Below are 26,328 nucleotides of genomic sequence, written 5' to 3'. Positions count from 1 at the left end.
CACGTGAGGATCGGACGTCACGAGACTGCGGACAGCTACCTCCGGCGGTTGCTCGACGCGAACTTCGTCGGATCCGCTGCCGAGGGCAGCCTCAGATTCTGGGCGTCCCGCCAAGGCCGGAAGCGCGACGGGCCGAGGCTGCTCATCGACGCGTTGAGCGGTGTACCGCGGACGCGCTTCGAAGAGTTCGGCGAACGGTCCACGGCGGGGCGCCGCGACCATTGGTGCGCCCGATGTCTGCTCGGCATGGCGGAGCAATTCGAGTGTCGCGTGTGCGCTCGCGGTGCGGTCATCGCTCAGCATCCGCACGCCGACGGCTTCGTGTGCGAACAACACCGGCTCTGGGTCGGCCCGTACACTCCCACCGCAGCGCAATCGGTCGTGCGCGATGCCGTCGTCCGTGCCCACACCCGCTGGCGGCACTTGCGCGGCCGCGGATCAATCAGCGTCGCCACGACGGCGGAACTGATCGCCGTCGTAAGAAGATCCTCCATAGCACGGGACGTTCGTCTTCCTGCGGCCGAGCTGTTCCTCCTCGCGGTGCGGATCTGGTCCGAACTCCTGCACGCGGGCAATCTTCACTACGTGACGGCGCCATCGACGCCGTTTCCTACGGCGTACGACCGACTTCGACAATGCGTCATCGCTGCCGTCGGGCATGATGATGCCGTCGTCGTCGACGGCGTGTGGCTCCTCATCCGTCCCATCGCGTTCTATCGCCGGGCGCAGCTTGGAGACCTCCAGCGCGACTGCCAGTGGGATCAGCATTTCGATGTGGCACCGTCCGTCGATAAGCCGTTCGTCGGTCCGCTGCAACCATTCACGCGGTACAACGAGCAGCTCCGGACTTGCGCTCGACGCCGCTGGCAGGACTTCCTCCTCCGGAGCCTTGCGCCCGCCGAAGAGCCCTACCTCCGCGAGGACGTCACCAGGGGCGCCGGCTTCGAGTCGTCGTTTATCTGCCCGCGCGGACATCGCTTCAGCGTCGTCGTTCTCGGTCTGCACGACATCCACACGTCGCGGTGGGAGGGCTGCAGTTTCTGCTCACGGAGACGAGCAGAACCGGGCATCACGTCTCTCGACATCACCCACCCGCACCTCGCGCGGCACTGGGCGTACGACCTCAACGACGGCATCACTCCTCGCGACGTTCTGTTCGGAACTGACGACCTGTACGTGTGGAGGTGCGACGCAGGTCACACCTACAGGTCGTCAGTGAACAGCCAAACGCGAGCAGAGGCGAACGGGTGCCCCTACTGCACCGGCCGCAGGGCCTGGCCAGGGGAGACTGGGATCGACCCGGTCCGACCCGACATGCTCGCCCGGTGGGACTTCGGGCGAAACGCGATCGCTCCGGATCACGTCTTGCCACACTCCGGAGCCAAGTTCTGGTGGCTGTGCCCCAAGGGGCACTCGTACCACTCCACCGCGAGCAGCGTGGCAGACGGCGGCGGTTGCGGCGTCTGTCGCGGGCGGCAAATCGTCGCCGGGGTGAACGACCTCGCGTCGCAACGCCCGGATATCGCCGAACAGTGGCATCCGACGCGCAACGGAAAGCGCCGCCCCGAGGACGTCTACGTCAACACCCGAAGCCAGGCGTGGTGGCTATGCGCCGAAGGACACGAATGGCAGACCGAAGTAGCGAAGCGAACGGTCGAGGGGCAAGGTTGCCGCGCCTGTGCGTTCGAGCGATCGAAGATCAAGGCCGGCGTCAACTCGTTCGCTGACGTATTCCCGGACCTTGCCGCGCAGTGGCACCCCTTCCTGAACGGCGATCTGCTCCCAACGCAAATCGGCCAAGGCAACCACGAGCCGGTCTGGTGGCTCTGCCCGAACGGACACACCTTCCAACGCGGCACCGCCGTTCGAGTGCGGAAACCCCAGTGCGGATACTGCACCAACAAATGGGTGCTCCCTGGAGTAAACGACGTCGCCACCCGATATCCACAGATCGTCTCCGACTGGAGCACGCGAAACCGGCCAGCTATCGTCACACTGCCAGGCAACGCCCGGCGACACTGGCGCTGCCACAACGGGCACGACACATTCGAGACCGTGCCGAACCGCCTCAAGACGCGAGGCTGCCCGAAATGTCCGCCCGCCGAACGCGCGGGAAACCTGCCGCCGGAGCCAGGGCTTCGCAGCAAACGATTCGTTGATGCGATCCGGACTCTTCACCTGCCGCCAGATACAGCGGCCCGAGCGCGGCAGCGTCAAGAAGACTCCACGAGATACCCTGATCCCATGACCCGACGTCCGCGAGCCACGCCCGCGGAACTCGCACCCGAGCCCTGGCCCGACCGGCCCTCCAAGGACCCCGTTGCGGAGGCAGTCCGGCAATTCGTCGTTCGACTGAAAGCGGAGATCGGCGAGCGAAGCGTCCGCTCCGTGGCCACGATGGCCGGCGTCGACCAGAACGCGCTCCGTCGCCTCCTACTCGGCATGACCTGGCCGGACCTCGCGACACTCGCCCGCCTCGAACTCGCGTTGCAGGCCGATCTCTGGGCGCGACCGGACGGCCCGTAGAGGGCGCTCCCGTTCCGTCTAGGTGGCGAGCGGCGGCAGCCACCTCGCTCCGGTGCTCTCCGCAAGCAGCTGCAGCGCGCTCGGCGTTTCCCCAAAGGGGCGCTGACCGGTCCACGGCACGCGCAAACGCTGTTCCATCACGAGCAGTGCGAACTCCACGAGCGGCGAATCGACCGGCGACGCGAGGATCACCCGCTCACTCGTCCGGAGGTCCCCGACGACGGTCACCTCCTCGTCCAGCCGACGGGCCTGTACATCGGTCCGCCAACCAAGATCGATGCACTCGATCGTGACGCCCGTGGGAACGACGATGCCTGTGACCCAGGACAGATCCGCAGCGAGCCCGTTGCGCGCGGTGACGTGGAAGTTCGCCACTCCCACGTCCGTCATGAGGTTTAGAATACTCACACCGTCTGACAGGAGCCAGGTTCCCCTTCGCACTCGTTGGTACCTGTCGTCGCGACGCGCAGCCGAGAGGAGACGCACATGGCGACCCGGCTGCAGATTGCTCGGGCACGTGCTCGCGTCGCCCTGGCGAGGAAGACGGGAGAGCAGCTCCCCGCCGAGGTGCTCGCTCGGGCGGCCTTGGAGTTCGGGGGGGCGAATGAGGAGGTAGCGTCGCGCCTGCGGAAGCGTCCCGCCACAGGTCGTGTCGGCGTTGTGACAGCTCGAGTTCGGGTCGCGCTCAGCGCACTGTCTGGTCGGACTCCGTCCGAGGGAGTCGTCGACGAAGCCGCACTACGGTCGGCGAGAGCGGAAGCACCCTCCGGCTGGTGGAAACAATCACGCCTGCTCAGCAGTAAGGCGCGCCCAAGCGGGGGCCTGCGGGACCCGGACTACCAGAGCCTCGCCGGCGTCCACGCGCGCGGTCGCGACTTCGGTCCCGTTCATCAACTGCGACGAGACGGCGCTGGAAGGCAGCTGACGCCCGAGGAGGAAGACGCCCTGATCGACGGGCAAACCATCACCCGCGAGTCGTGGGAGCGAGCGAAAGCGGCGGTAAATCGCGGTGACCTCGATGCGATGCAGTTTCGCTCCAGGCAACCGGGGCTCGTGGCGACGATGTCGAGCCTCGAGGTCGAGGACTGGCTTGGCATTGGGAGCGCCAGGCGCGTTTGGATGCTGACCGTGGGGGAGTTGTTTGCTTTCGTCGCGGATGACGAACTCCGGTATCCCACCTGGCAGTTCTGCGAGGACGACGATCAGCCAGTCCTGCCGCACCTCTCCCGCCTCACGCCGGCGTTCGACGATGGCATGCACCCAGCGAGCATCCTCAGGTTCATGACCACGCCCCGCGCGCGGCTGAGCCTCGAGGGTGAGCCCGCGTCCCCCGTCGACTGGTTGCTGCGCGGCGGCGACGTGCAGACGCTCATCGAGATTCTCGAAACCCAGCTCATGTCTTAGCTGTCGAACAGAGGAACGCCATGGCAGACGATTCGCGATCCATGGCTCCACGCCCCAGTTGCCGACCTGGGCGATGAGGATCTTCGGGTACTTGGGCTGTTGCTCGTGGCGAGACCGAGGACGGCATAGCCGCCGCATTGCGCGCGACTGGTGAGGACGCTGAGCGTCGGGTACACCGCGTGAACCTCGCCGTCCTCGGTCTCTTGTCGGCGACGAACTCGCAGCCAGAAGTGGGCGGCGCGGAAGCGGCGCCAGAGCAGACTCTCCGCGCGTTGCTCGAAGCCCTTCACGGCGACCAGGAAACTTCAATGGCGGTCTACGGCGAGGTGGCGGGGCTGCTCGAGGGCCGTGTGGCTGTTGGAGGTGCCATGACTGCGGAACAGGCGAGGGTCTTAGTCGAGTCGGGGTCGATGACGGCCGAGGAGCTTGCTGAGAACGAGGCGGAGGTTGCTCGCGGCGAGCTCGAGATTTCCGAGTACCGAACCGCGCTCGAGCCAATCGTCGCTTCCTGCGGCCCCCGAGCAGTTGCTGAGCTGCTGAAGATTGACGGTGCAGATGTGGCGCAACTCGCGGTCAAGGGGCAGCTCTACGCCTTCAGTTCAGGTTCTTTGCTGCGGTTCCCGACGTGGCAGTTCGTCGATGGGGACCGGGCGGATCAGCGCACCGTGCCCGGGTTGGCCGATCTGGTGGCGGGGATCCCTCGATCGATGCACCCTGCCAGCGTGCTCGGCTTCATGCACACGCCGCAGGACGACCTACGCGTGCATGGCGACCGAGTCACACCACTGCGGTGGCTGAAGGACGGCGGCGACGTCCAGGACGTCATCGACATCCTCCCCGAGCGCGATCGCTCGTAGGCGAGCGATTCCATGCTGGCAGCTCCAGGATCGACGCGACGAGCCTCGTGCACCCTCGTTGACCAGCACGCACGATCTCGCCTTCGCCTTCGCCTTCGCCTTCGCCTTGCTCGGCTCGTTCCATCTGCAACGGACGTCAGGCTGACGTGGCCTTGCAGGAGGTGATCTGGATAGACGCGAAGGACGTCCGGCCGGCATTACCGTGGGACGTAGTCGTCGCTGCACCCGACCTCTGGTGCGAGCGCGTGTCCCAAGGCGCCTCCTTCACACTGACGCTGCACGGTACCCCGATCGCCCTGCTCCTTCCGCCGTTTGCACACGACTCTGAAACGGCTGACGAGTTGAGACGTCCTATCTCTCCGAGCGGTGGCTGACGCGCGCGTCCTGCACCGGCCGGCTCGCCGGAAGGGAATCTGTACTGCTCGCAGCCCAACAGCGACTGTCCCGCAAGTTGTCCCTTCGACGAGACCTTGCTCCTTCGGCTGGCGGTCCCAAGTCTGGGGAGAATGTCGACTCTAGGCTCGGTTGATGCTCCGGAGTGCCTTGCCGGCGATGACGAGGGCACCGAGATTTCCTGCACCCACCACGATGTCGCGCAGCGTGATGGCCCAACGTGTTCGATTGCTGAGCCGGAAGTGCGGATCGAACGGCTCGCGCCTCAACTGCTCCTGGAACCACGCGACGCTGGTCTCACCGCGGTGCCACGAGATGAGTCGTGCCGCGATCCCGCTGATCCGCGATGAACTGCTTCCGCCGGATCGTCGCCGCGGCGCGCTGAACCTGCGAGCCCGCCCACTGGGCGACCGCGAGATCCTCGATCGGGAGCTCAAGCAGCAATCGCGGCAACGAAAGCATGAGGTCGACATTTGGGTCCCGCCAAGGTCGGAAGAAGGCCGGCGTGATACGGGTTTGGATCGCACGATCGATGGTGTCGAGCATCCGTGTGACCATGAGGCGCTGCTGGTCGACCTCGGCGTCCCGACGTCGGCTCCTTTCCGTAGCGTGATGCACCCAGAGCGCGACCGCCGCGGCCAGGACGCCCACCGCGACCGTTACGGAACCGCCGATGACGGCGATGAAAACGTCGTTCGGCATCAGTTTCGAATCGACTCTTCGTACGCGTCAAGCACCTGCTTCGGCAGTCGACCCCGGACACCCACCTCATAGCCATTCGCGACCGCCCAGGCGCGTATCGAGGACGGAGAGACAGATGCGGTCGAAGGTGACGATGATCTCGTGGCTTCGGGTTGAATGACGATGACCGGGCTGCTCGCTCTGGGCGTCTTTGCCGCGGACGCAGCGGGCTGCAGATGCATGAGGAGCACTTCGAACACGTCCGGGTGTACCGTCCTGGTGCCGAGCTCGAGTGACTTCGCCAGCTTGCCGCCCGAGAACGAGCCGTCCGTGACCAGCAGAGCTGTGAGCTTCGATACTGAGCTCAATACGCGCACGCCCAGTTCCTCGGCTCTCCGTTCAAGCCGGTCGCGTTGGGTGTCGTCGCATCCCGTGAAGACGACGCGATCCCCAACGCGGAGTGGCGCGCCGTGCGGCCAGGGGTCGGGAAGCGGGCCGAGCCCCGCGCTCAATCGTGCGTGCCGCGCGGCGTCCGCCTTGTCCAGGACAGCTTTGACCTTCGTCTCCGCTACCCCGAGGAGTGACGCGATCGACTTCAGTTCGCGGCGCTCCTCGTGAGACACATGCCCGTCGTCGAGGGCGCGGTGTGCGAGCGCGAGAAGCAAAGCGTCGTGAGCGGCGGCGAGGTCTCCCATTGTCAGGCCGAACTCAAGCCGAAGCTCCTCGAGCGCTTCGGCTTCCGACGCTGTGATGTCACCATCCTCAAGAGCCTGAAAGAGGAGCTCAAGGTAGGCAGTTGTTCCGACCGGAGCGCCCTCCTCGATTACCTCGCCCAGGCTGACTGCGGTGAGCTGTTCCAAGAGCGGCGGGTGCCTCGGGCGTGCCCGAGTGACCCGAATCGGAGCTCGGCGCGATGCCGCCCGCACGTCGCGTTCATCCGCGGTCAGCGGAGGGCGACTCGGCCAGGTTGGCCACGAAGCTGTCCGCGCTGCGTCCATGGCTTCGCGCAGCACCGGGTCCGCCCCGCCGTTCGCATTCAGGTAGGCGCGGAAGAGCGCTGCTGCCGCACGCGCGTCCCCGAGCGCCGAATGGGCGTCATCGAGTCGCGCTCCGACTGCATGGCAGCAGTCGACAAGACGGCGCCGGTCCAGGCCCGGCAGGTACGCATAGCTGGCGTCGAGGGTGCAGTAGCCGGCGAGCCATGGCACCTCCCATCCTGCTGCCAAGAGCTCTGCACGGAGGAAAGCAAGGTCGAACTTCGCGTTGTGCGCCACGATCGGCAGACCGCTGAGTCCCGCCACAACCGTGGCCGCGAGGTCGCGAAACAGGGGCTTCCCGAGGACGTCGGACTGCGTGATGCCGTGGATGTGCGTTGCGCCGACGGGTCCCTCCGGGTCGAACCGTCCGACGGACTCATCAACCACATTGCCGTGCTTGTCGAGACGGACGATCGCCAACTCGAGGATGCGATCCCGGTTCGGGGAGAGCCCAGTTGTTTCAACATCAATGACGGCGAAGGCAGGCACCGCTCGGGTCGTCGTTGCGCTCGAGGGCGCTGTCGCAACAGCTCTATTCGTCCTGCTCTTTGCGTCGCGTTGTCCGAACAGCCAGTCAAGTACCCCCACGACAACTCCTTCATCGGTTCAACAGCATGCTTCCAGAGCAGCAGCGGGTCCCCGAGCCCCTGTTCGAGGTGCAGAGCCATCCGGCTCCCGGTCCGCCGTGCTGCAGTTGGCGGACTCCCTGACCTGTCTTCAGCCCGACGGCGGCACCAGAGGCGGCTTGCACCGCGGGCGTTCGCGATCACGAATCGAGTGACGACGCCGAAGCAGATGGCCGTGAGACCGACGCATGCAAGGGCAAAATGCTGGCACCGCAGCACGACCCGCCTTGCCGTCCACGAGTCGTCTCGGTAGCCGATCGCGTTTCGGTACTGGTTGGGGTAATACACGAGCCCGGGCATCCACGTGGCGGCGCGCCGAAAGCGATTGCTTCTCACATGTCGCCTGATCGCCCTAGTCTGAGCGGACCGCGGGGTTGCGGCCGGAAGGAGTTGGTTACAGATGATCGAAGTTGAGTACATCCCGGTGGGCGAGAAGACCGATACCGGAGATGCAATCCTGTGCCACTTCACCGAGCCCGGGACGAGCACGAATCGTGTCGTACTTATTGACGGGGGGTTCGCGTCCACTGCTGACGCGATCGTCGCCCACGTACGGAAGTACTACGGGACCGATCGAATCGACTTGATGATCTGCACACACCCCGATGAAGATCACATCAACGGGCTCTTCGGGGTCCTGGAACAGCTGTACGTGACAGAGCTCGTGATTCACCGCCCATCCGATTACGGATACACCTCCGATGACGTGGCCTCCGACAAGGTCGAGGAACTCATCCGGCTCGCCAAGGCTGAGGGGACCGTGGTCTCGACTAACTACTTCGCAGGAACCTCGTTCTTCTCTGACTCGATCAGGATCGCAGGCCCCTCCGAGTCCTACTACCAGTCGCTGCTCAGCGAGCAAGAGACGGGGACGTCGGCCGTCAGCAAGGCAGGCGGGCTGTTCCGCTCGGTGTACGAGACCATCAGGAACGCTCTCTCGCCGCGTAGCACCGATCCAGGTGAAGGGACCCTAACGGATAACGGCGGAACCACCGCCCGCAACAACACGAGCGTTATCCTCGACGTCCAGGTGGACGCATACCGTGTCCTACTCACGGGCGACGCCGGCGCTCCCGCCCTGACCCGAGCGGCCGACTACCTCGACAGCACCCTTCGAAACGCCATCGGCTTGCCCTCCCTCTTCGACGTTCCGCACCACGGATCCCGGCATAACTTAACGACTGACGTGATGAACCGTCTTGCTGGCCCCGTGGAAGGTGCCACACAGTCAAGGAGCGCTTTCGTGAGCGTCGGCAAGCTCGCCGACGAGTTTCCCCGTCCTGAGGTGGCAAACGCCTTCACGCGACGCGGCTACTCAGTCTGCGTGACGCGCGGTCAGACGATCCGGTGGAGCAGAAATGCCGGATTCCGTCAGGGCTGGACAAGCTTGACCCCACTCACGTGGCTCGAACCAGACGAGTGACGTGGCTGACACGTCCTACGAGCGCTCCACCCAGCTCATTCCCGCCACAGCTGTTCTTGCACCGCTCAGTATCCTCGCCGTCGTCGTCTTCAGGACAGACGATGTTGTGAGCATTGCCCGCTCAATACTTGGAGTACTGGTCGCAGCCGGCTTCCACGTCGTCGCGATGCGTCTCGTACGAGACCGCGGAAATCGCATCCAAGACCGTCTCTGGGATAGCTGGGGTGGAAGCACGACCGTGCAACGCCTCCGATGGGCCGGGCAGCCCCAGCAACGTGTGGAGCGTCTCCACCGCCGCGTCACCCACATGACCGGGGTGCAGCTTCCCGACGCAAGCGCAGAGGCCGATAGCACGGCAGATGCCAACGAGATCTACGAGGACGCAGTCGCGCGCCTTCGCGAGATGACTCGCGATCACGACCGCTTCCCACGGGTTTGGTCTGAGCTCAAGCAGTACGGCGCCGCGCGCAACATGTATGGAGCGAAGCACGTAGCGCTTGGCGTCGCTGGGGTCTCTGTCTTGCTAAGCGCCGGCATGACGGCTGCAAGTTGGCTGTCGCTTTGGAACGTCAGCTGGATCATGCCCGTCATCGCCGGCGTGCTCGACATCATGATCGCGATCGCGTGGCTGCTCATCGTGACGCCGCAATACGTCCGCGTTGCGTCGGATCGCTACAGCGACGCCCTCCTCGAAGTACCTAACGAACAGGGTGCCGCGCCGCAGTAGCCGTGCAGTGATCTTTCGAACGCCGCGGGAGACAGCGACTCGTGGGGAGCCTAAGAGCGTGCTGGTCGCCGACATCGACGAGTTCCGCGACAGGGCGGTCGGTAGGCGAGAAGCATGCGACTGCGCTTCGCACAATCGAACAGCTTGCGTGGGCCGCGGACCGTCCCGCGAGCCGATCCCCTCACGGGCAGATACCGTACCGATAGCGTGCTGTGGTGTCGAGTTCCGTGGATGTGATAATGCGGCCTCATGTGCGAGTTGCACTCGCCGTGAGCTTAGTCAGCACGCGGTGCCAATCGTCATTGCGAACGCCATTTCGTTGAAGGACGCCAGCTTCGCGCGGGAAGCTAGGGCATATATGAATGAGCTTAGTGCGGCAGGTTATCTAGAGTTAGAGGTGGAGGTGCAGCTCGTCCTCGATGGCAGAGTCTCGGCCGATGACCTTGAAGGCTGAGGTAGGAGCCCGCGAGCCCCGAGTGATATCAAGCCTTGTGAGATCTTCTCAAACTGAGCTAGTCTGTGCCCATGTCCGACTCCCTAACGTCTGAACCGCCGGTAAACGTCGCGCCATCGGTCCAACGCATCTCGAGCGCCGGAGTCTTGGGCGAGTTCGCATATGACGTGGATTTCGAACACTCGACTGGATTAAGCACTCGCGTCAAAGTCATCTATGCGGAAAACGGCATGGGGAAGACAAACTTCTTGAAGGCCGTACATCACCTTCTCAACCCACGACTAGAGAGCTTACAGGCCCTTGCCGAGCTTTTCGTCGAAGACCTCTCTGTCAAGTTGACTTCGGGGGTCGCGGTAAGCCTAGAGCGAAGCCTGGACCCGGATATTCTCTTCGTGTGCGCCATCCATTACCCTGGGGATGAATCATCCCCGACGCGCGTGCAGGTTCGGCAAGAAGACGTTGATGCGAGAGTAGGTAGAACTGCCATAACAAGCCCGCGCTTGAGCGCATACTTCAATGAGCTCCGTTCCCTTGTAAGCCCGACCATCCTTATCGGTGACGACCGCGTGGTGCACGCCAGCGTCCGAGGCCCGCAGGTCAGACCGCGCCGCGTGATTGAATCAGAGAGAGAAGCCGCGCGCGCCCGCGGCCGGACCTCGCAAAATGTCCGAGATGCCCTAGACATGGTAGAGCGATTCTTTAGCCGCACTGCGTTTGCTGCGATATCGCGCGACCAGAGTCTGTCAGGAGATGGAATCTATGTCGAGATAGCTCGACGGGTCTTGGCAGGGAATCACAAGGATTTGCTTGCATCCGAGGCTCGAGCGTCGCTTGTCGCCCTATCCAATTCGCTTCTCGTTAACGCGCCGGACTATGAGAAGTATGGTCTCATGTCGTTCCAGCAGGTTAGGCGCATCAACGATCAATTCGCCTCGGTGCGTGCCAATAATAGAAACTTTGGCGCCCTGCAGACGATTTTGGAGCCGTACCTCACGAGCATCTCCGATAACGTCACTGCCCTTGCTCCTGCGCACAAACTTATTGATACTTTTGTCACTTCGGTGAACTCCTTTCTGGAGCGCAAGCACCTTACTTTCAGCACTGCCGAAGGGATACGGCTTGTTGGAAAGTCTGGCGAAGAACTGGAGCCAGACAACCTTTCTAGTGGGGAGAAGCATCTGCTTCTGCTCTTGAGCAACGCGGTTCTCGCTCGAACCTCAAATGCGCTTTTGATTATCGACGAACCAGAGCTGTCGCTCGGGCTACGGTGGCAGCGACAACTTCTCACGGAACTTCTTAGGTGCACCGATGGTAGTGGTGTTCAGTTTCTCGTCGCTTCGCACTCGGTGCAAGTGATGGGTGATATCGACGACGTTGTCCGTCCTACCGAGGTGAACTGAAGTGGCGACGAAGCCCAGACAGCTACTGTCTGAGCTACTTCGCGAGATTGACCTGACCGGGGCACTATTCGTAGTTGTGGAAGGCCCGACAGATAAAGCATTCTATCGTCAGTGGTTGACCGGGAAGTTCGGCGGCGAGCTACCTGCAGCCGTTTCGGTGGAATCGGTCGACGCAATTGACGTTGAATCATCGGAAGTGCAAGCGCTGGGACTCCCGTCTGGTGCGCGCAGCACGGTGATGTACGTAGCGTCCGCGGCGCACGCGCAAAACACAAACATTCGATGTGTTGCGGATCGCGATGCTGGACACCATGTCGAGCGATTCGCTATTCCTACGCTTCTATGGACCGATTATCCCGCATTAGAAAGCTACTTGTTCTTTGACGGAGGATTGGATCTCCTCAATCAGAACGCGCTAGGTGAGCGCCTCCCTGCTGGGTCCGACCTGGTGCAGCTCATGGCGCCAGTCTTGAAACAACTGTTTCTTGTCCGAGTGTCGAACGAGGCCCTGCCGTCGCCCAACATCGCAAAAGCAGTTGATTCGGTGAAGGCCAAGAAACTCGCAAACTCGACATGGTTCGATTTGAGTAAAGCAGTTCGGCCTGGAACGCCGTTCCCCTCCGATCCTATCCCTGAGCCCGCAGGTCCACCCGATCCTCGTGCCTACGCGTATGGTCACGATATAGCTGAGTTGCTGCTTAGTCTATATGGGAACGAAATCAAAAACGGTGCAAAGGTTCCGCATCAAGAGGCTCTAGAATTGTCCATGCGATTCTGTTTGCTTGTAGGCGGTGTCCTCGACGGAACCCCTCTCGGTACTCAGCTGCTTTCGTGGTGTCGAGGAGCTATGGGAGTGGCATCTGGAGCGTAGTGAGACAATGCTGGTCGGTGTGGAGCTGACCTGCGGTCATCAGGCAGGTGCGGTGCGACAGCTGCTCGCCATTCCGCGGAGCTCGGGAAGCACGGCGTTAGTCGCTATTGAGGCGTAGGACGAGTCGGCCGCCATGCCTTTAGGGCTACGTGGACCTTCACGACGATGCCGACCTCGAGGAACAGCTATGAGTTCGGCCAGCGTGGCTTGGTTCCGGGCGCCGCCGTACGTCGGGGACCTGGGTGTCGTCGAGTGACATTTCGCAATGTGGGGCGGTGTACGTGGCCGCGTCGCCGATGCTCCGGCCGCTCCCTTGTGCGATCTAAATTGCGCGGTAAGCCGAACGATCAGTGACATCCAACAGGGCGTTTCCGTGTGCTTCGAAGCCGAGGCCCCTGGACGACGCCTGCAACGCAACAAGAGGATGTTGCTTGGGTTGCTGATCGTGCCGGCAGCGTTTACCAAACAGCCTCAACCGAGCGGCCGGCATCGCCGAGAGCTGTGCGTCGGGCTCAGGCGGATCTGGGGGTCTCGCCAACCGAGTTTGGGATCCCTATGGGACTCCCGGACGAGTGACAGCTCGGCGGAGACCTGGCGCCGCGAAGTGGCGTATGCATACAGCGCCACCCGCCTTCCGCGCGGCGTGATAGGTCTGAAGTGGGGCCTAGTCCCTGCTTCCCTGACGTCATCCTCGGTCTTCCGGTCTTGCCACTGGTTGAACTCGGTCCGTTTGTCGAGCCGGTCAGATGCTCGGTGTCCAGGAAAGACTGCGCGAGCCAGCGAAGTCGCCGCTAGCGTTCGAGCGCACGGCGCACAACACACGACCACGCTTGGCGACCGCAGCGAAGACCGTCGTGAAGTCCGCTGACTGTTGCCGATCACTCCGCTCGGCGAAGAGCACCTCGCGACCGCGGACGGTCCCTAGAACTGAGCGTCGTCAAGCACCGGGGTGACGCCGCCGCGACGTGACCGGTGGGGCGGGCCGCGGCCGTGCCTCCAGTCCGGGTCTGGAGGCACGCCTCCAGCGGGCGCGACGGCGCGGGCCGACAACCGCTCACGCTGGCGGCGTCGTTCCCGCGCCCTCGGTGTCGTCTGCGCCCGCCGGGCCGGTGTCGGCCTGGTCGAGGTTTTCGCGCGGGTCGCCCATGTCACCGGTCGCCTTGCCCGCGGGGGACAACCCGAAGTGCTTGCGGACGGCGTTCGCCTCGGTGACGGACAAGGTGTTCCCGGCTCCGGCGGACGGCGCACCCTTGACCGCGCTCTTCGTGTACCCGACGTGCAGGTCCGTGCCGTCGAAGGTGGCGTCCTCGACCGGGACGAGCGTGGTGTGACCCCCGCGGAGTCCGGTCGTGACGCTGACGAACGCGGCGCTGCCGTGCTCGTCGGAGGGGAACACCTGCGCGACCTTGCCTACCGACGCGCCGTCGCGGTCTCGGACGGTCGCGTGCTCCACTTCGTGGATCTGGTCCTTCGTGATCATGTGTGCAGTCAACGCCCTCGGCCTGACGCCGGTGAGTCAGTCTGCGCGTCCTCGTGACCGGTCTGATCCTCGAGCGCCGCTCGGCGTACCGCGAGGTGGGCAGCAGGAACGGAGAGGGCTGCGCCGCCCACGAAGATGACCGACGCGACGATCACCGGGGCGGGGGTGCGGAGCGCGGGCACGAGGATGCACACCGCGCACCAGAGGACGGTGATCACGCCCGAGATCAGCGTCGGAGGCAGCGCCGCTCGGTGCCCGGTCCGCCAGGCGTCGTCGCTGGACATCGTGACGCGCGTCCGGACGCCGGCGAGGTCGTTCCGGCCGAGCTGCCCGGTCGCAGCTCGCCACGTCAACCACATCACGAGGACCGCTCCGCCGATCTCGAGGGCGAGTGCGGACACCATGGCTCCGGGCATGGTGACGACGCTAACGCCCTGGAGCATGAACGGCAACATTCCGGACGCTCGGTGGCGAGCGAGCGTCCCGACGCTGATGGCTGGGGACCGGCCGCGAGCCGACTCGACTGAACGTCGAGAGATGGCTGCCCGAGAGGGGAAGCATCACGAAGGGGCTCACCGGACGACGGCTGCGCTCTCGCTGGAACTGGATCGGCCGGTCGTACGCTCCCTCCCGGGCGGGTCCGATCCTCAGACGACCGTCGCTGAACTGGCCCATCGCACCTCCGGATTGCCGCGAGGTCCGACGAGGATCCGCGATGCCCGTCGACCGCCTGGTTGCGCAGGGTCATCGGCCGTCCAGTAGTGTCGTAGAACAGATTGCGGTCCACACGGGGGTGTGCGTGACGATTGTGTTCGATGACGGGGCAGCAGATGCCCTCATCGCTGCTGCGGAGGGGGCTTCCGGGGACCTGCGGTCGCAGGCTATGGCGGATCGGGTGCGAGTCGAGGCGGCGGTTCGGGACTTCCGCGGCAGCTACGCGACGCTCTTCACGACCGACAGCACGATCCGGTCGGAGGACACGCAGCGTCTCGCCGGTGTCTTCGCTGACCTCAAGACATCGATCGATCGGGCGAAACGCGAGGCTGAATCCGAGCGGCGCCGACTCCGGGAATCGCGCGATTGGAGTGCGCGTGAGGAGGAGCGTGAGCAGCGTCGCGCGTCCGGGGATCCGCTCGCTGTGGCGTCGGCCTACATCGACGGCGTGATCGACCGACGTCCGGATGACACGGCTGTGCACCCGACCCCCGGTCACGGCAACGTTCCTGCCGAGGGCGCGCCCGCGCACGGCTGGCGGGAGCTCGGGAAGCACGTCCTCCGCGGATCCTGATGCGCTCCTGACGTTCGTCGGGGCCAGCAGAGCGGCCGACGGCAGCGCTGGGCAGCACCTGATCCGGGTGAAGAACGCCTGGACCCGCTTCTGCTCGGCTTGCTCGTGGGTGCCGGTCCAGGGTTCGACAGTCGTGGCGGGGTTCGACCAGCTGATGGCCGAGAACGCCCTGGAGGCGAGCTGGATCGAAGGCATCGCGAACGCCTTCGACCGCGCTGGCGGCGGCGCTCTCCCGGACCTGACGCTCGACGCCGTGGCGACGGTGACCGCGTCGCCAGCGCTGTCCGAGCTGCTCCGGCCGGGTCTGACCCCTGCCGAGGTCGCCGCGGCTTGGGCGAAGGTCCCGCAGACGGACGAGTACATCGAGTCCTTGCCGTTGGCGACGCAGTACCTGCTCGCAAACCTCGACGGCATCCCTGCTGCGAAGCGCGACATCGCGTCACGAGCCGTGCTTGCAGCGGCGGTGCGGGATCCGGAGCGCGTGTACACGCTCATGGGCTTCGGCGAGAAGCGCATCGGCCGGTCGGACTTCGAGGAACAGGTCAACGCGCTGCAGGAGGCCGTCGACGCGGCCGACCTCAGCGCTGAGACACTCCCCGGCCCTGCGGCGTCCAAGACGGCGCAACTCGTTGGATTCGGGGAGCACGACGGTGCGCTGGTCGCCGCCGTGTCGCTTGGGAACCTCGACAAGGCGAAGAACGTGACGGTGAACGTGCCGGGGATGAACTCGGACGTGGCTGGCATGGGCGAGCGCGTCGTGGCCGCCGAGGGATTGTTGCGCCAGGCGCACAGCGATGACCGATCGCAGACCTACGCCGTCGTTTCCTGGGTTGGCTACCACGCGCCGAACCCGGCGGAGGTGGGCGCACCCGACCGATCGGAATCCGGCGCAGGCCAACTGGCCTCCTTCGTGGACGGTGTCTTCGACAGCAGGTCGGACGGTGGCCCCGACACCTTCACGGTTGCAGCGCACTCGTACGGCTCCACCACCGCGGTGCAGGGGCTTCAGTTGACGGAACACCAGGTCGACTCGTTCGTGTCGTACGGGTCCGTCGGCTTCCCGCGCGGGACCGAGATCGACGACGTCCACGCCGCGAACGTGTACGTGACGGCCGCGAAGGACGATCCGTTCGCGCCGGTCGGTCAATGGCTGGGCGTGGCGACCCGGGCAGATCCGCTCGGGTTCGACGGCGTGCAGGAGTTCTCCTCGGAAGCAGCCGAGGGTACGAGAGGGGTGACGGGCCACGACATGTGGCACGACTCCGATTCGGACGACGTCGGGTACCTCTCGAATGACTCGACCACGCTCCGCACGCTGGCGCAGATCGTCGCAGACGGGAAGATGGGGCCATGAGAGTCAAGATTCGTCCCCGACTGCGCGGCGCGATCGTGACCATGCTCGCGGCCGTGGTGCTCGCGACGACCGGATGCGTCTCAGGCGGCGCAAGCAGAGGAGGCGACGTGACCGGACAGGACGCGCAAGACGCAGCAGGCAAGACTCAGGCGCAGGTAGCCGATCTCTCGTTGCAGGACGAGTTCGAGCTGGCTGGCGAGCGGTACGAGCACGGGCAGGCCGTGCTCGCAGCCGCACAACGACAGATCTCGGACGGCACGTGGTACTGGAACGGCGGAGACGTCCGTCCTCTGCCCGCAGGCGACGACGCGTTCGGCAAGGCGCCGGAGGGTGCGACCGACGAGAACTCCTACGCGTTCCGAGCCGTACGGATCATCGAACCGGAGGGTGCGACCGGCGCGGTGGAGGACCTCGATCCGATGCAGCGCTACTTCGATGAAGAAGGGTGGCGCTGGAGCAGCGCGAAGGTCGGTACGGATCACGAGGTGCGGGCCGACACCAGTGACGGATGGTGGGTGACCTGGAACGTGCGGCCGAACGGGCAGTACTCGCTCGGGGTGTACAGCGAGGCGTTCTGGGCACACGATGCTCCGGAGCTCATCAAGGCGATCGCACTGCGCGACCCCGCCGACTTCCCCGATGAATCCGAGCCGGGTGTCTCGGAGCCGTTCCCGAAGTGGAGCGATCCTGTCCGGCAGCGCTGATCTCCGGACGAGGGTGCGCCTCGCAGACGCCGACCGGTCTGCGAGGAACTCCCGCGTGGCACTCACTCGGTGGAGGGCCGTCACCGGCCGCCGAGCGACCGCAGCCGCACTGCTCATGGTGGTCGTCCTCTCCGGCTGCAGCGCCGGCATCGGGAAGACTCCCGAGCAGGCGAAGGAGTCCATCGCCACGTTCGTCGAGGGCTCGACCGACGTGGTGGGGGACGGCTGGGAAGTAAGCGACGGTCCGGGGCTCGGGAAGTGCGGCCGGGGTCTGGGGCAAGGGGGCGTCCAGTACGTCTACGCCATGGTCCGCTCCGCGAGCGCTGACCCGAAGGCCGACGTCAAGGCGGTGGAACAGCACTGGAAGGAACTCGGGGTCACGACCGAGCGGTACCAGACCGGCGGCGAGGACCCGATCCTCGGCGTCCGGGGCAGGGGCGGTCCGGTGAGCTCCTCCGACTTCCGCGCGGATCCCCGCGGGTACACGATCGACGGCAGCTCGCAGTGCGTCGCGGGGGACTTCGAGAAGATGAGCCTCGACAGTCAGGAGTGACGACCGCAACCTGACCACCGGAACCGAGCCGCGCCTCCAGACCTGCCCGCGACGCGAGCCCCTGCCGGGCGCGACATGGAAGACGGCCCGCCCCGTTGCCGAGGCGAGCCGTCCGGTCGGACCGGGACGCTAGCGCGCAGCCGGCACCGCCACGCGAGCGAGCTCGGCCCGCACGATGTCCGCCCCAGCGGACAGCGCACTGAGCTTGTCCAGCGCTGCACCCCGCGCCAGGGGAGCCATCCCGCAGTTCGAACTGGGGATGAGCTTGTCGGCATCGACGTACTCGAGCGCCCGCCGCAGCGCCTCCGCGACCTCTTCCGGGGTCTCCACGGTCTCGGTCGCGACGTCGATGGCCCGAGCATGACCTTCTTCCCACGGATCAGCTCGACGAGCTCGAGCGGGACGTTTGAGTGGATGCACTCCAGCGAGACGATGTCGATGGACGACTGCTGCAGGAGCGGGAAGGACTGCTCGTACTGCCGCCACTCGGCGCCGAGCGTTTCCTTCCACTTGTTGTTCGCCTCGATGCCGTAGCCGTAACAGATGTGCACGGCGGTCTCAGCGTGGAGTCCTTCGGTGGCGCGCTCGAGCGCGGCCACGCCCCAGTCCTGCACCTCGTCGTGGAAGACGGTGAAGGCGGGCTCGTCGAACTGGATGATGTCGACGCCCGCGTCCTGGAGCTCGCGCGCTTCGTGGTTGCAGATCGTCCACCTCCGCAGGCCCTCTCGCTGAGTCCGGAGACGACACGCCCGGGTCACTTCTGAAGTTGAATATCTGATGTATTGGTGAGTTGACTGCTCATTGTCGGCAACGCCGCCGACGACGAGACCCGGCGTTGGGGCCGGAGAGTGAGGGGAAGTTTCATGAAGCAGTCGACCTACGGGCGGATCGTCTCGATCGGCGCAGTGTGCGCCGTCGTCGCCACCTCCATCATTGGTGCCGCGCCAGCCAACGCCGCGGCCGCACCGCCCGCCGCCGGTGACGTTGCCGCTCCGCGAACGCCGTCTGCAGTGTTGTCGGCTATCCGCGCCGACCTCGTTGCTTCCGGAGCCTCGTCTGACGTCGCGGCCTTCGACCACCTCAACGCTGAACAGCGACACGAGCTCGCCTCGTACTTCTTGGATCCGGCTGTTGCGTCTGCCGCAACTGCCGCCTCCGACGAGAGAGTGCTTGGCCCGGCGACCGTTCGCACGAGCGGGGACTTTGAGTGGGGTGAGGTGGAATCGTCGGGGGCCGAGCGAAGCGAGGATGGCGTCGGGGTGGGGACCAGGGCGGCATCGCGGTCGTCCTGGGGCACACAGTGGTTCGCCTTCGCTGGAATCAGGCTCACCGAGACGAAGGTTTCGATGTCGTACGAGTACAGCGGTACTACGGCGAGGAAGATGCTCGGATACTCGTGCACGGTCGTCAGGAACGTGCAGCCGTTCACTCAGGTGACGACCTCCAAGAGCAGCGGCTACATCAGTGGCGGACAGGCCACCGCGAAGTGCAAGGTCGTCGTGAAGCGTGGCGTGCCGACCCCATGGGGAACGATTGCGTGGAGCACGTACTCCGCGGTCCAGCGGCTCAGCGCCAAGGGCAACGGCGCGATCACCTACAACCGCTGGGAGTGAACGAATTGACGTCTTGGACGGAGGAATAGACCATGAACCCGCTCGTTCCGACAGCGCTCGACGGAGTGCTGATGACCGTGTCACTCGTCGCTCTGTTCCTCGCACTCGCAGCGTTCATCTCGCTGATGCGATCCGGGTCGACCTCCGGCCGTCGCTTGATCGCATGGACCCTCGTCGTCCTCTTCATCCCGATCATCGGGCCGGCAACGTGGTTCGTAGCACGGCGCCGCGAGCGGTCGACCGAAGTCAACGGTGATGGGTTCGGCTCGTAGTGGTCGGAGCCGTCGCGCGAGATTCACGGACGCCATCTGGACACTGGCGCGCGAGTCTTCGCGCGGCTGACGGCTGGCGAACGGTCCGTGAGTCCCGAGGGCCGTACGACACCGCCTCGATGCTCGAGTGGGGGAGCATCACGAAGGGACTCGTGGGCACGACGGCCTGGGTCACACTCGAGGTCGAGCGGCCGGTCGTGCACTACCTCCCCGGTGTGCCCGCTGCCGAGATGACCGTTGCTGACCTCGTCCACCACACCTCCGGTCTGCCCCGGCTTCCGGCCATGATGCGCGACCGCCTCTTCGGCGACCCGTACCGAGTGTCTGTCGGGGTTCCTCTGGATTTGACGGCTGCGATACCGGCCACGCCCCGAGGCCAGTTCGTGTACTCGAACCTGGGGTACGCCCTCCTCGGTGCGGTACTCGACGAGGTACACGGCGACTGGTTCGCCGCTGTACGCCAGCACGTCCTCGAGCCGGCGGGGATCAGCTCGGCGGTCCTCGTGCCAGCTCCAGCAGACCGGGTGGTGCCGAAGCTCTTCGGTCGCGCGATCAAGCCGTGGGCGCTCGGAGAATCGTCGTTCGCGGCGGCAGGCGGCGTCTGGTCGACGTTCGACGATCTCTGTCGCTACGCCGATTGGGCGCTCGAACCCGGAGCAGGGCACTCCCGCGCGGTGAGCTGGCAGCGGGAAGGAGCATCGATCTGGATCAACGGAGAAGTGCGAGCGGGAGGAGCGGTCATCGCCAACGCGGCAGGGATCACCGCGGTGGTGCACACGCTCGCGAAGGCCCCACGCGCGGCCGACGCGATCGCCACGGCGCTCATCGAGCGGGAAGCGCGGGAGACATGCAACGGCTGATGAACGAACCGATGGCCAACGCCCGCGGCCGACGCAGGCGAGCGGGGATCTTCGCTGCCGTCGTTGCCGCGTTCCCCGTCGTCGTCGAGGTTGCGCTCACCAGCGCCTGGTGGGATCGACTACCCGAACGGATCGCCACGACGTTCGGCCCCGACGGCAGCCCGAGCGGGTACGGAACACCGTTGGGAACCGCGATCCTGCTCGCGGCGATACAGGCGCTGTGCCTCGTGGCGGCGGTCGGCTCCGCTTTTGCTCGAGATCGGCGCAGAGGTCGCATCTCGTGCGCGGTCACCGCAGGGTTCGTCGCGGCTCTCGCGATGAGCTGGCTGATCATCGTGGGATTGGCGTCTTCGACGTTGAGTCCTACTGCTTGGTGGCTTCTCGCGGCGGCGCCCGCATGGGCCGTTGTTCCGTACTGGCTGCTTCCCCGACGAGGGACTGAAAGCGGATCGCTGAGGCAGTCACCGGGGTCGAGGGGCGGTAAAGGGCGAGGGCGTTACGAACGCAACCTCGCAGCCGGACGGCAGCCGTGCCTCCAGGCCGGGTCGAGAGCCGCGCACGCGGCGGACGCAACACGAACGGCGGCTCTCTTCCGATCGGAAGAGAGCCGCCGTGGTGTTTCGCGGCGATCAGCGGGCCGACGGCACCGCCACGCGAGCGAGCTCGGCCCGCACGATGTCCGCACCAGCGGACAGCGCGCCGAGCTTGTTCAGCGCCGCACCCCGCGCCAGGGGCGCCATCCCGCAGTTGGAGCTCGGGATGAGCTTGTCGGCATCGACGAACTCGAGCGCCCGACGCAGCACCTCCGCGACCTCCTCCGGCGTCTCCACGGTCTCGGTCGCGACGTCGATCGCCCCGAGCATGACCTTCTTGCCGCGGATCAGCTCGACGAGTTCGAGGGGGACGTGGGAGTGGATGCACTCGAGCGAGACGATGTCGATGGACGACTGCTGCAGGAGCGGGAAGGACTGCTCGTACTGCCGCCACTCCGCCCCGAGCGTCTCCTTCCACTTGTTGTTCGCCTCGATGCCGTAGCCGTAACAGATGTGCACGGCGGTCTCGGCGCGCAGGCCCTCGGCTGCGCGTTCGAGCGCGGCCACGCCCCAGTCCTGCACCTCGTCGTGGAAGACGGTGAAGGCGGGCTCGTCGAACTGGATGATGTCGACGCCGGCGGCTTCGAGCTCGCGAGCTTCCTGGTTGAGGATCGTGGCGAACTCCCACGCCAGCTTCTCACGGCTCTTGTAGTGCTGGTCGGAGAGCGTGTCGATCATCGTCATCGGGCCGGGGAGCGCCCACTTGATCGGCCGGTCGGTCTGTGCGCGCAGGAAGCGAGCGTCGTCCACGAACACGGGCGCCCGGCGGCTCACGGCACCGACCACGGTCGGGACGGCCGCGTCGTAGCGGTCGCGGATGCGGACGGTCTCCTTGCGCTCGAGGTCGACGCCGTCCAGGTGCTCGATGAACGTCGTGACGAAGTGCTGGCGGGTCTGCTCGCCGTCACTGACGATGTCGATGCCACGGCGCTCCTGCTCGTGGACGGCGGAGCGGAGTGCGTCCTGCTTGCCCTCGGTGAGCGCTGCCCCCTGCAGGTTCCAGGGGGACCAGAGCTGTCCGGGCTCGGCGAGCCAGGACGGTTTCGGCAGGCTGCCGACGATCGAGGTGGGGAGGAGGGACGTCATGCGGGTGCGGGTCCTGTCAGGAGGGAGCGAGGTCAGAGGGAAACGGCGGCGTCGGCAGCGAAGCGCGAGAGGAGCGCGTGGTGCGGCGTCACAAGGTGCTCCTCGGTCCACCGGCCCTGCGTGATCCCGAGGCGACTGCGCTCCTCACGGTCGTAGGTGACCGGGGTGGGCGTGAAGTCGGTGTGGTCGAGGGTGGGGCGGTAGGTGCTCCCGGCCGGGGCGTTCGCGGCGTAGATCTCCGGGCGGTAGATCTTCTGGAACGTCTCCATGGTGGCGATCGTGCCGATGAGCTGGAGGTCCGTGTAGTCGCCGGTCAGGTCGCCGCGCGTGTAGAACGCGAGCGGGGCAGCCGCTCCGGCGGGCTGGAAGTACCGGACCCGCATGCCCATCCGGCCGAAGTAGTCGTCGGTGAGCGAGGAGTGCTCGTGCTCGTACTCGGCGCCGAGCACCGGGTGGACGTACCCGTTCCGGCGGTAGGTCTGGCTCGTCGAGACGCTGATGCAGACGACTGGCTCGGCACCGAACTGCGACCCGAACACGTCTGACTCCAGGAAGCGCTGGAAGAGCGCCCCGTGCAGCTGTCCGAAGTCGGACGGGATGCCGGACGACGCCGAGGGCAGCAGGACGGAGAAGTCGTAGTCGCGCAGGTACGACGAGAAGTTGTTGCCGAGGATTCCCTGGTGGCGCTCGCCGGTGTGCTGGTCGAGGATCGTGACGTCGAGCATCTCGAGCAGCGGGAACTCCGCGTCCGACCCGCTGTCTGAGAACTCCAGCGCCACCGAGACGATGTCGAGCTGCAGACGGTAGCGGTCGTGCGCCGCGGCCAGCTCGTTCGCGCGCCCGTCGATCATCGTCAGCGCAGCACGGAGGTTCTCCTGACGGTGCTCGCCGCGTGCCAGGTTGGCGAAGTTCGTGGTCAGCCGGGAGCTGTCGGCGGGGGAGTAGTCCTCGTCGAAGCGGGTCCTGGTGATGCTGAAGGTGAGGTCGTTCGCCATGGTCGGCAATCTGTTCGTCGAGCGCCCGTGGGTGCTGGGGAAGGGGTGCCTCGATCATGGCGGGATACCCGGGCCATCAGGTAATACCGAGACGCTATGCACCGGTATAGCCTCGTCCTATGGCTCGGGTCTCGAACGACATCACCCTGCAGCAGCTCCGGTACTTCATCGAGGTGGCGACGGAGGGCTCGATCAGCGCAGCGGCCGATCTGCTCTACGTGTCGCAGCCGACGATGTCCGCGGCGATGAAGGACCTCGAGACGCGGATCGGGCGCCCGCTCTTCACCCGATCGGCCAGGGGCGTCGTGCTCACCGTCGACGGCGTCGAGTTCCTCGGGTACGCCCGACAGGTCGTCGAGCAGGTCTCCCTGCTCGAGCAGCGGTACGTCGGCGGCCAGCGGTCGCGTCGGCTGCTCGGGGTGTCCGCCCAGCACTACTCGTTCGCGGTGGAGGCCTTCGTCCGGATGGTCGAGGCCGCGGCTGCGGACGAGTACGAGTTCTCGCTGCGCGAGACGCGCACCTGGGACATCATCGAGGACGTCCGCACCCTGCGCAGTGAGGTGGGCATCCTCTACCGCAACGACTTCAACAAGCAGGTGCTCGGCAAGTTGCTGCGCGACGCCGGTGTCGTGTTCACACCGCTGTTCGTCGCACAGCCGCACATCTTCGTGGCCAAGCGGAACCCGCTCGCGTCGCGGGAGCGTGCGACCCTCGAGGACCTCGCCGACCTGCCTCGGCTCACCTTCGACCAGGGTGCGAACAACTCCTTCTACCTGGCGGAGGAGATCCTGTCGACGATGTCGAGCAAGCGGGAGATCCGTGTCTCGGACCGGGCGACGATCTTCAACCTCATGATCGGCCTGGGTGGCTACACGATCTCGACCGGGCTCATCAGCGACGACCTCGACCCCGAGATCGTCGCCATCCCCCTCGACGTCGACGAGCGCATCGAGATCGGCTGGATCGCCCACGCCTCGGTTCCCCTCACCGTGCAGGCGCAGACGTACCTGGACGAGTTGCGTGCGGTGGTCACCAGCTATGGCGTCGAGCCGCTCGGGTAGGCAGGCGGCGGGTCCGGCGGTTCCAGCGATCGGCCTGGAGGCGCGACATGCGTCCGTCGGGAGGCTGCGGTCCCGAGCATCGCCGTCACGTGCGGCGCGCTCCACCACAGGAGCGCGTCAGCAGGTGAATCCTTCAGGTCCTCACCCCAGATCGCGACGACGGCGCCCGACATCGGAGCCGCGAGAAGCGAACCGGAGTCGCTGTCCCAAGCCCGGAGTGACCAGTTCTCGCGGAGATCGGCGACGTGTACTCGCTGTCCGCCGGGTCGAGGTCGGTCGGCACCTCGTAGAGGTAGTACGAGTCGTAGTTGAGCAGGTCGATCCCGGCCTGCTGCAGGTCGACCGCACTCGCCCGCCGCGCTCGGCGTTCGCGCCGCTCCGCTGCGTCCTCGGTGTCGCCGTCGAAGCTCCAGTACGTGACGTGGATGCGCGGATCGAGTCGCCCGACCGCAACCCGATCGATCCCGTCGTTCCAGGCCCGGACTTCGCGGTTGCCGAGCGTGACCGCCATCGCGTTCATCCAGGCGACGCGTTGGGCGGCGGTGACGTCGTCGCCCCATTCATCACCGCCGATGTGCACGGTGCGGCTGGAGGGGAAGGTCCGCTGCACCTCTGATCCCGTTCTGGGTCAGTTCTCCAACCGCAGCTTGTCCGGCATGCCGTCGGAGCACTTCGAAGTGGCAGAGATCTGATAATTGCCGGGATAGGCGTTGAAGCTCGCGGAAGTCACCGGACCGCCTCGACCACGAACTCCGGGCACCGGATCGGCGCCTCCGCTCTGGTACTCCTCGACATTGATGCCAAGGTCCTGCCAGTGCTTGCTCACCAGCTGTATGTCGCTGTCCGCATCGGCCCCCGCGGTGTCCGCGCGCTTGATGACGTACACGAAGGCCGTCCCTGTCGCGCCACCCTGCTGCTCACACTCTCGAACGCCTGGACCGCTCACGTGCTCCCAAGTCCCGCCTGCTGCCGTGGAGGAATCTTCGACGAAGTCGACCACGGATTGCTTCGCTTCTGATGGTTGCATGCCGGGTTCTCCAGGATCATTGCTGCAGCTGGACAGGAAAAGCACGGAGCACCCAAGGGTCATCGCGATAGCGATCGACCTGTTGCGCTGGGAGCGCCTCGTCGTCACGGTTGCCCCTGCATCTGCTCGAGCACGCTCTTCTCGTACCACGTCATTCCTTTGGGCTCGTGACGGGTCATTGCCTCGGGATGCCCCGTGGTGGCCTGACCAATGTTGTACAGCGATTCCGTGTCGGTATCGAGGTAGCCGCGGTGATCGTCCGTGAGGACATTGTGATCATCCACGGAGTGCTTCTTGCCATCTCCCGGAACGCCGTCGGTGCCGAACGCGGTCGCGCCGAATGCAGGAGCGTTGGGATCTTGACCGTGCGTCGGACTCAGTCTGCCGGTCTGTGCCCAGCGGTCGCCGCGGCCGGGCTCGATGGCCCAGATGTTCTGGGCTTGACCCGTGGCCCGCGAGTCGGCCTGTGCCCCGGATCTGACGGCTCGGGGCGTGCGGACGACAGTGGTGGAGTCACTTGGGTGTACGTGAAGCAGCGCGAGGGCGCGGCCGACCCGAGGGACGATCTCCGGAAAGTCGAGGCGCTGTGGAAGAGCCTCGGCATGACGACCGAGCGGTATCGGAGCGGCGGCGACGATCCTGATCTCAGGGGTCCGGGGCCGCGGTGGTCCGATCGAGACGATCGACTTCCTCGCTTCCACAGTGGGTGGCTACAGCATCGACGCTGAATCGCAATGTGCCGACGGCCATTACGGAGAGATGACCGGGAGCGGCTCGACCAGCTGATCAGGGGCTCATCAACGGACCTCCGCTCGACCACAGCTCGTGCGTAATCCTCCGGCTGCTGCATGTCCGAGATGACCGTGTCCTGCGCGAAGGGCACGCTATCCGTGTGGTGAGTCGGAAGAAGCGGGCGGCAGGTCGATGGCAGGCTCCCTCGGCCGCAACCCGAGCTCGGCAGCAGCCGTGAGGTACGCGCAGTACACCTCGCCGTACCGAGCGGTCGCGCGAGCCGCACGAGCGACGTCCGTCGGGGCGCTCGA

25 protein-coding genes and 1 pseudogene are annotated in these 26,328 nt (G+C 65.6%); 15 read left to right on the top strand and 11 right to left on the bottom strand.

Annotated elements, in window-relative coordinates; genetic code table 11:
• Positions 1 to 48 precede the first annotated feature (48 nt).
• Positions 49 to 2,526, top strand: coding sequence for a zinc-ribbon domain-containing protein (locus DEJ27_RS12155; protein ID WP_181430144.1), 2,478 nt, complete (start codon positions 49 to 51; stop codon positions 2,524 to 2,526).
• A gap of 18 nt (positions 2,527 to 2,544) precedes the next feature.
• On the opposite strand, the gene DEJ27_RS12150 is transcribed toward DEJ27_RS12155, so the two are convergent.
• Entirely contained in the window at positions 2,545 to 2,916 is a 372-nt protein-coding gene (locus DEJ27_RS12150) for a hypothetical protein (protein ID WP_146244694.1), read from the bottom strand.
• A 96-nt stretch (positions 2,917 to 3,012) separates the two neighbouring features.
• On the opposite strand from DEJ27_RS12150, the gene DEJ27_RS17535 reads away from it, so the two are divergent.
• Positions 3,013 to 3,930: a hypothetical protein gene (locus tag DEJ27_RS17535; protein WP_146244693.1), complete on the top strand. Its 918-nt coding sequence runs from the start codon at positions 3,013 to 3,015 to the stop codon at positions 3,928 to 3,930.
• A gap of 179 nt (positions 3,931 to 4,109) precedes the next feature.
• A complete protein-coding gene (locus DEJ27_RS12140) occupies positions 4,110 to 4,787 on the top strand; it encodes a hypothetical protein (protein WP_111090987.1) in 678 nt (225 codons plus the stop codon).
• Between the two features lie 690 nt (positions 4,788 to 5,477).
• Here the strand turns inward: DEJ27_RS12140 and DEJ27_RS12130 are convergent.
• Positions 5,478 to 5,882: a hypothetical protein gene (locus DEJ27_RS12130; RefSeq protein WP_111090985.1), complete on the bottom strand. Its 405-nt coding sequence runs from the start codon at positions 5,880 to 5,882 to the stop codon at positions 5,478 to 5,480.
• Positions 5,882 to 7,387 (bottom strand): histone-like nucleoid-structuring protein Lsr2, encoded by a 1,506-nt coding sequence (locus DEJ27_RS12125; RefSeq protein ID WP_181430143.1) that lies wholly within the window; start codon positions 7,385 to 7,387, stop codon positions 5,882 to 5,884. Before DEJ27_RS12125 ends, DEJ27_RS12130 begins: the two co-directional genes overlap by 1 nt.
• Before the next feature lie 537 nt (positions 7,388 to 7,924).
• On the opposite strand from DEJ27_RS12125, the gene DEJ27_RS12120 reads away from it, so the two are divergent.
• The 4 genes from DEJ27_RS12120 to DEJ27_RS17525 all read left to right on the top strand — a co-directional run bounded on the left by DEJ27_RS12120 (position 7,925) and on the right by DEJ27_RS17525 (position 12,399).
• Positions 7,925 to 8,947, top strand: coding sequence for a ComEC/Rec2 family competence protein (locus DEJ27_RS12120; RefSeq protein ID WP_111090983.1), 1,023 nt, complete (start codon positions 7,925 to 7,927; stop codon positions 8,945 to 8,947).
• 1 nt (position 8,948) lies between these two features.
• Positions 8,949 to 9,674: a hypothetical protein gene (locus DEJ27_RS17530; protein WP_146244692.1), complete on the top strand. Its 726-nt coding sequence runs from the start codon at positions 8,949 to 8,951 to the stop codon at positions 9,672 to 9,674.
• A gap of 525 nt (positions 9,675 to 10,199) precedes the next feature.
• Positions 10,200 to 11,528: an AAA family ATPase gene (locus DEJ27_RS12105; RefSeq protein ID WP_146244691.1), complete on the top strand. Its 1,329-nt coding sequence runs from the start codon at positions 10,200 to 10,202 to the stop codon at positions 11,526 to 11,528.
• Positions 11,529 to 11,643: 115 nt separating this feature from the next.
• The gene (locus tag DEJ27_RS17525) at positions 11,644 to 12,399 is read left to right on the top strand and encodes a hypothetical protein (RefSeq protein WP_146244690.1); all 756 of its coding nucleotides are present in this window, start codon (positions 11,644 to 11,646) and stop codon (positions 12,397 to 12,399) included.
• A 1,054-nt stretch (positions 12,400 to 13,453) separates the two neighbouring features.
• Here DEJ27_RS17525 and DEJ27_RS12100 read toward each other — a convergent pair.
• Both DEJ27_RS12100 and DEJ27_RS12095 read right to left on the bottom strand, forming a co-directional pair.
• The gene (locus tag DEJ27_RS12100) at positions 13,454 to 13,879 is read right to left on the bottom strand and encodes a hypothetical protein (RefSeq protein WP_110861048.1); all 426 of its coding nucleotides are present in this window, start codon (positions 13,877 to 13,879) and stop codon (positions 13,454 to 13,456) included.
• 8 nt (positions 13,880 to 13,887) lie between these two features.
• The gene (locus DEJ27_RS12095; RefSeq protein WP_111091020.1) at positions 13,888 to 14,295 is read right to left on the bottom strand and encodes an SdpI family protein; all 408 of its coding nucleotides are present in this window, start codon (positions 14,293 to 14,295) and stop codon (positions 13,888 to 13,890) included.
• A 299-nt stretch (positions 14,296 to 14,594) separates the two neighbouring features.
• Between DEJ27_RS12095 and DEJ27_RS12090 the strand changes: the two genes are divergently transcribed.
• The 4 genes from DEJ27_RS12090 (at position 14,595) to DEJ27_RS12075 (ending at position 17,778) form a co-directional block, all read left to right on the top strand.
• On the top strand, positions 14,595 to 15,167 hold the full coding sequence (locus tag DEJ27_RS12090; protein ID WP_110861044.1) for a hypothetical protein: 573 nt from the start codon (positions 14,595 to 14,597) through the stop codon (positions 15,165 to 15,167).
• Between the two features lie 133 nt (positions 15,168 to 15,300).
• Positions 15,301 to 16,521, top strand: coding sequence for an alpha/beta hydrolase (locus DEJ27_RS12085; protein ID WP_181420089.1), 1,221 nt, complete (start codon positions 15,301 to 15,303; stop codon positions 16,519 to 16,521).
• 107 nt (positions 16,522 to 16,628) lie between these two features.
• Positions 16,629 to 17,225, top strand: coding sequence for a hypothetical protein (locus DEJ27_RS12080; protein WP_146238552.1), 597 nt, complete (start codon positions 16,629 to 16,631; stop codon positions 17,223 to 17,225).
• 55 nt (positions 17,226 to 17,280) lie between these two features.
• Positions 17,281 to 17,778 (top strand): hypothetical protein, encoded by a 498-nt coding sequence (locus DEJ27_RS12075; RefSeq protein WP_110861037.1) that lies wholly within the window; start codon positions 17,281 to 17,283, stop codon positions 17,776 to 17,778.
• A gap of 129 nt (positions 17,779 to 17,907) precedes the next feature.
• Here the strand turns inward: DEJ27_RS12075 and DEJ27_RS12070 are convergent.
• Positions 17,908 to 18,482: pseudogene (locus DEJ27_RS12070) on the bottom strand (methionine synthase); the annotation flags it as partial.
• A gap of 159 nt (positions 18,483 to 18,641) precedes the next feature.
• Here DEJ27_RS12070 and DEJ27_RS12065 point away from each other — a divergent pair.
• The 3 genes from DEJ27_RS12065 to DEJ27_RS12055 are packed head-to-tail and all read left to right on the top strand — an operon-like array spanning position 18,642 to position 20,523.
• On the top strand, positions 18,642 to 19,391 hold the full coding sequence (locus DEJ27_RS12065) for a hypothetical protein (RefSeq protein ID WP_111090978.1): 750 nt from the start codon (positions 18,642 to 18,644) through the stop codon (positions 19,389 to 19,391).
• A gap of 32 nt (positions 19,392 to 19,423) precedes the next feature.
• Positions 19,424 to 19,663: a PLD nuclease N-terminal domain-containing protein gene (locus DEJ27_RS12060; RefSeq protein ID WP_110861024.1), complete on the top strand. Its 240-nt coding sequence runs from the start codon at positions 19,424 to 19,426 to the stop codon at positions 19,661 to 19,663.
• Positions 19,663 to 20,523 carry a serine hydrolase gene (locus DEJ27_RS12055; RefSeq protein WP_258369893.1) on the top strand — a complete coding sequence of 287 codons (861 nt, stop codon included), beginning with the start codon at positions 19,663 to 19,665 and terminating at the stop codon, positions 20,521 to 20,523. Before DEJ27_RS12060 ends, DEJ27_RS12055 begins: the two co-directional genes overlap by 1 nt.
• Positions 20,524 to 21,152: 629 nt before the next feature.
• Here DEJ27_RS12055 and DEJ27_RS12050 read toward each other — a convergent pair.
• Together DEJ27_RS12050 and DEJ27_RS12045 are read right to left on the bottom strand one after the other, a co-directional pair.
• On the bottom strand, positions 21,153 to 22,202 hold the full coding sequence (locus DEJ27_RS12050; protein ID WP_110861020.1) for a methionine synthase: 1,050 nt from the start codon (positions 22,200 to 22,202) through the stop codon (positions 21,153 to 21,155).
• 32 nt (positions 22,203 to 22,234) lie between these two features.
• Positions 22,235 to 23,197, bottom strand: a complete 963-nt coding sequence (locus tag DEJ27_RS12045; RefSeq protein ID WP_110861018.1) for a putative oxygenase MesX — start codon at positions 23,195 to 23,197, stop codon at positions 22,235 to 22,237.
• Between the two features lie 119 nt (positions 23,198 to 23,316).
• On the opposite strand from DEJ27_RS12045, the gene DEJ27_RS12040 reads away from it, so the two are divergent.
• On the top strand, positions 23,317 to 24,258 hold the full coding sequence (locus tag DEJ27_RS12040; protein WP_110861016.1) for a LysR family transcriptional regulator: 942 nt from the start codon (positions 23,317 to 23,319) through the stop codon (positions 24,256 to 24,258).
• Positions 24,259 to 24,391: 133 nt separating this feature from the next.
• Here the strand turns inward: DEJ27_RS12040 and DEJ27_RS12035 are convergent, their stop codons facing one another.
• From DEJ27_RS12035 to DEJ27_RS17520, 3 genes are all read right to left on the bottom strand, one after another.
• Positions 24,392 to 24,868: a hypothetical protein gene (locus DEJ27_RS12035; protein ID WP_111090977.1), complete on the bottom strand. Its 477-nt coding sequence runs from the start codon at positions 24,866 to 24,868 to the stop codon at positions 24,392 to 24,394.
• A gap of 18 nt (positions 24,869 to 24,886) precedes the next feature.
• Positions 24,887 to 25,258 carry a hypothetical protein gene (locus DEJ27_RS12030; protein ID WP_111090976.1) on the bottom strand — a complete coding sequence of 124 codons (372 nt, stop codon included), beginning with the start codon at positions 25,256 to 25,258 and terminating at the stop codon, positions 24,887 to 24,889.
• Positions 25,259 to 25,389: 131 nt separating this feature from the next.
• Positions 25,390 to 25,986: a hypothetical protein gene (locus DEJ27_RS17520; protein WP_146238551.1), complete on the bottom strand. Its 597-nt coding sequence runs from the start codon at positions 25,984 to 25,986 to the stop codon at positions 25,390 to 25,392.
• Positions 25,987 to 26,328: the final 342 nt, after the last annotated feature.

The organism is Curtobacterium sp. MCPF17_018, from assembly GCF_003234135.1.
Classification (GTDB): Bacteria; Actinomycetota; Actinomycetes; order Actinomycetales; family Microbacteriaceae; genus Curtobacterium; species Curtobacterium flaccumfaciens.
This window is presented reverse-complemented; position numbering and strand designations above follow the sequence as displayed.

Bases quoted from the DNA above. Each gene is read 5' to 3' on its own strand.
- DEJ27_RS12060 (WP_110861024.1), top strand. From the start codon at position 19,424: ATGAACCCGCTCGTTCCGACAGCGCTCGACGGAGTGCTGATGACCGTG.
- DEJ27_RS12045 (WP_110861018.1), bottom strand. From the start codon at position 23,197: ATGGCGAACGACCTCACCTTCAGCATCACCAGGACCCGCTTCGACGAG.
- DEJ27_RS12050 (WP_110861020.1), bottom strand. From the start codon at position 22,202: ATGACGTCCCTCCTCCCCACCTCGATCGTCGGCAGCCTGCCGAAACCG.
- DEJ27_RS12065 (WP_111090978.1), top strand. From the start codon at position 18,642: ATGAAGCAGTCGACCTACGGGCGGATCGTCTCGATCGGCGCAGTGTGC.
- DEJ27_RS12105 (WP_146244691.1), top strand. From the start codon at position 10,200: ATGTCCGACTCCCTAACGTCTGAACCGCCGGTAAACGTCGCGCCATCG.
- DEJ27_RS12100 (WP_110861048.1), bottom strand. From the start codon at position 13,879: ATGATCACGAAGGACCAGATCCACGAAGTGGAGCACGCGACCGTCCGA.
- DEJ27_RS12040 (WP_110861016.1), top strand. From the start codon at position 23,317: ATGGCTCGGGTCTCGAACGACATCACCCTGCAGCAGCTCCGGTACTTC.
- DEJ27_RS12120 (WP_111090983.1), top strand. From the start codon at position 7,925: ATGATCGAAGTTGAGTACATCCCGGTGGGCGAGAAGACCGATACCGGA.
- DEJ27_RS12150 (WP_146244694.1), bottom strand. From the start codon at position 2,916: ATGACGGACGTGGGAGTGGCGAACTTCCACGTCACCGCGCGCAACGGG.
- DEJ27_RS17535 (WP_146244693.1), top strand. From the start codon at position 3,013: ATGGCGACCCGGCTGCAGATTGCTCGGGCACGTGCTCGCGTCGCCCTG.
- DEJ27_RS12095 (WP_111091020.1), bottom strand. From the start codon at position 14,295: ATGCCCGGAGCCATGGTGTCCGCACTCGCCCTCGAGATCGGCGGAGCG.
- DEJ27_RS12090 (WP_110861044.1), top strand. From the start codon at position 14,595: ATGCCCGTCGACCGCCTGGTTGCGCAGGGTCATCGGCCGTCCAGTAGT.
- DEJ27_RS12130 (WP_111090985.1), bottom strand. From the start codon at position 5,882: ATGCCGAACGACGTTTTCATCGCCGTCATCGGCGGTTCCGTAACGGTC.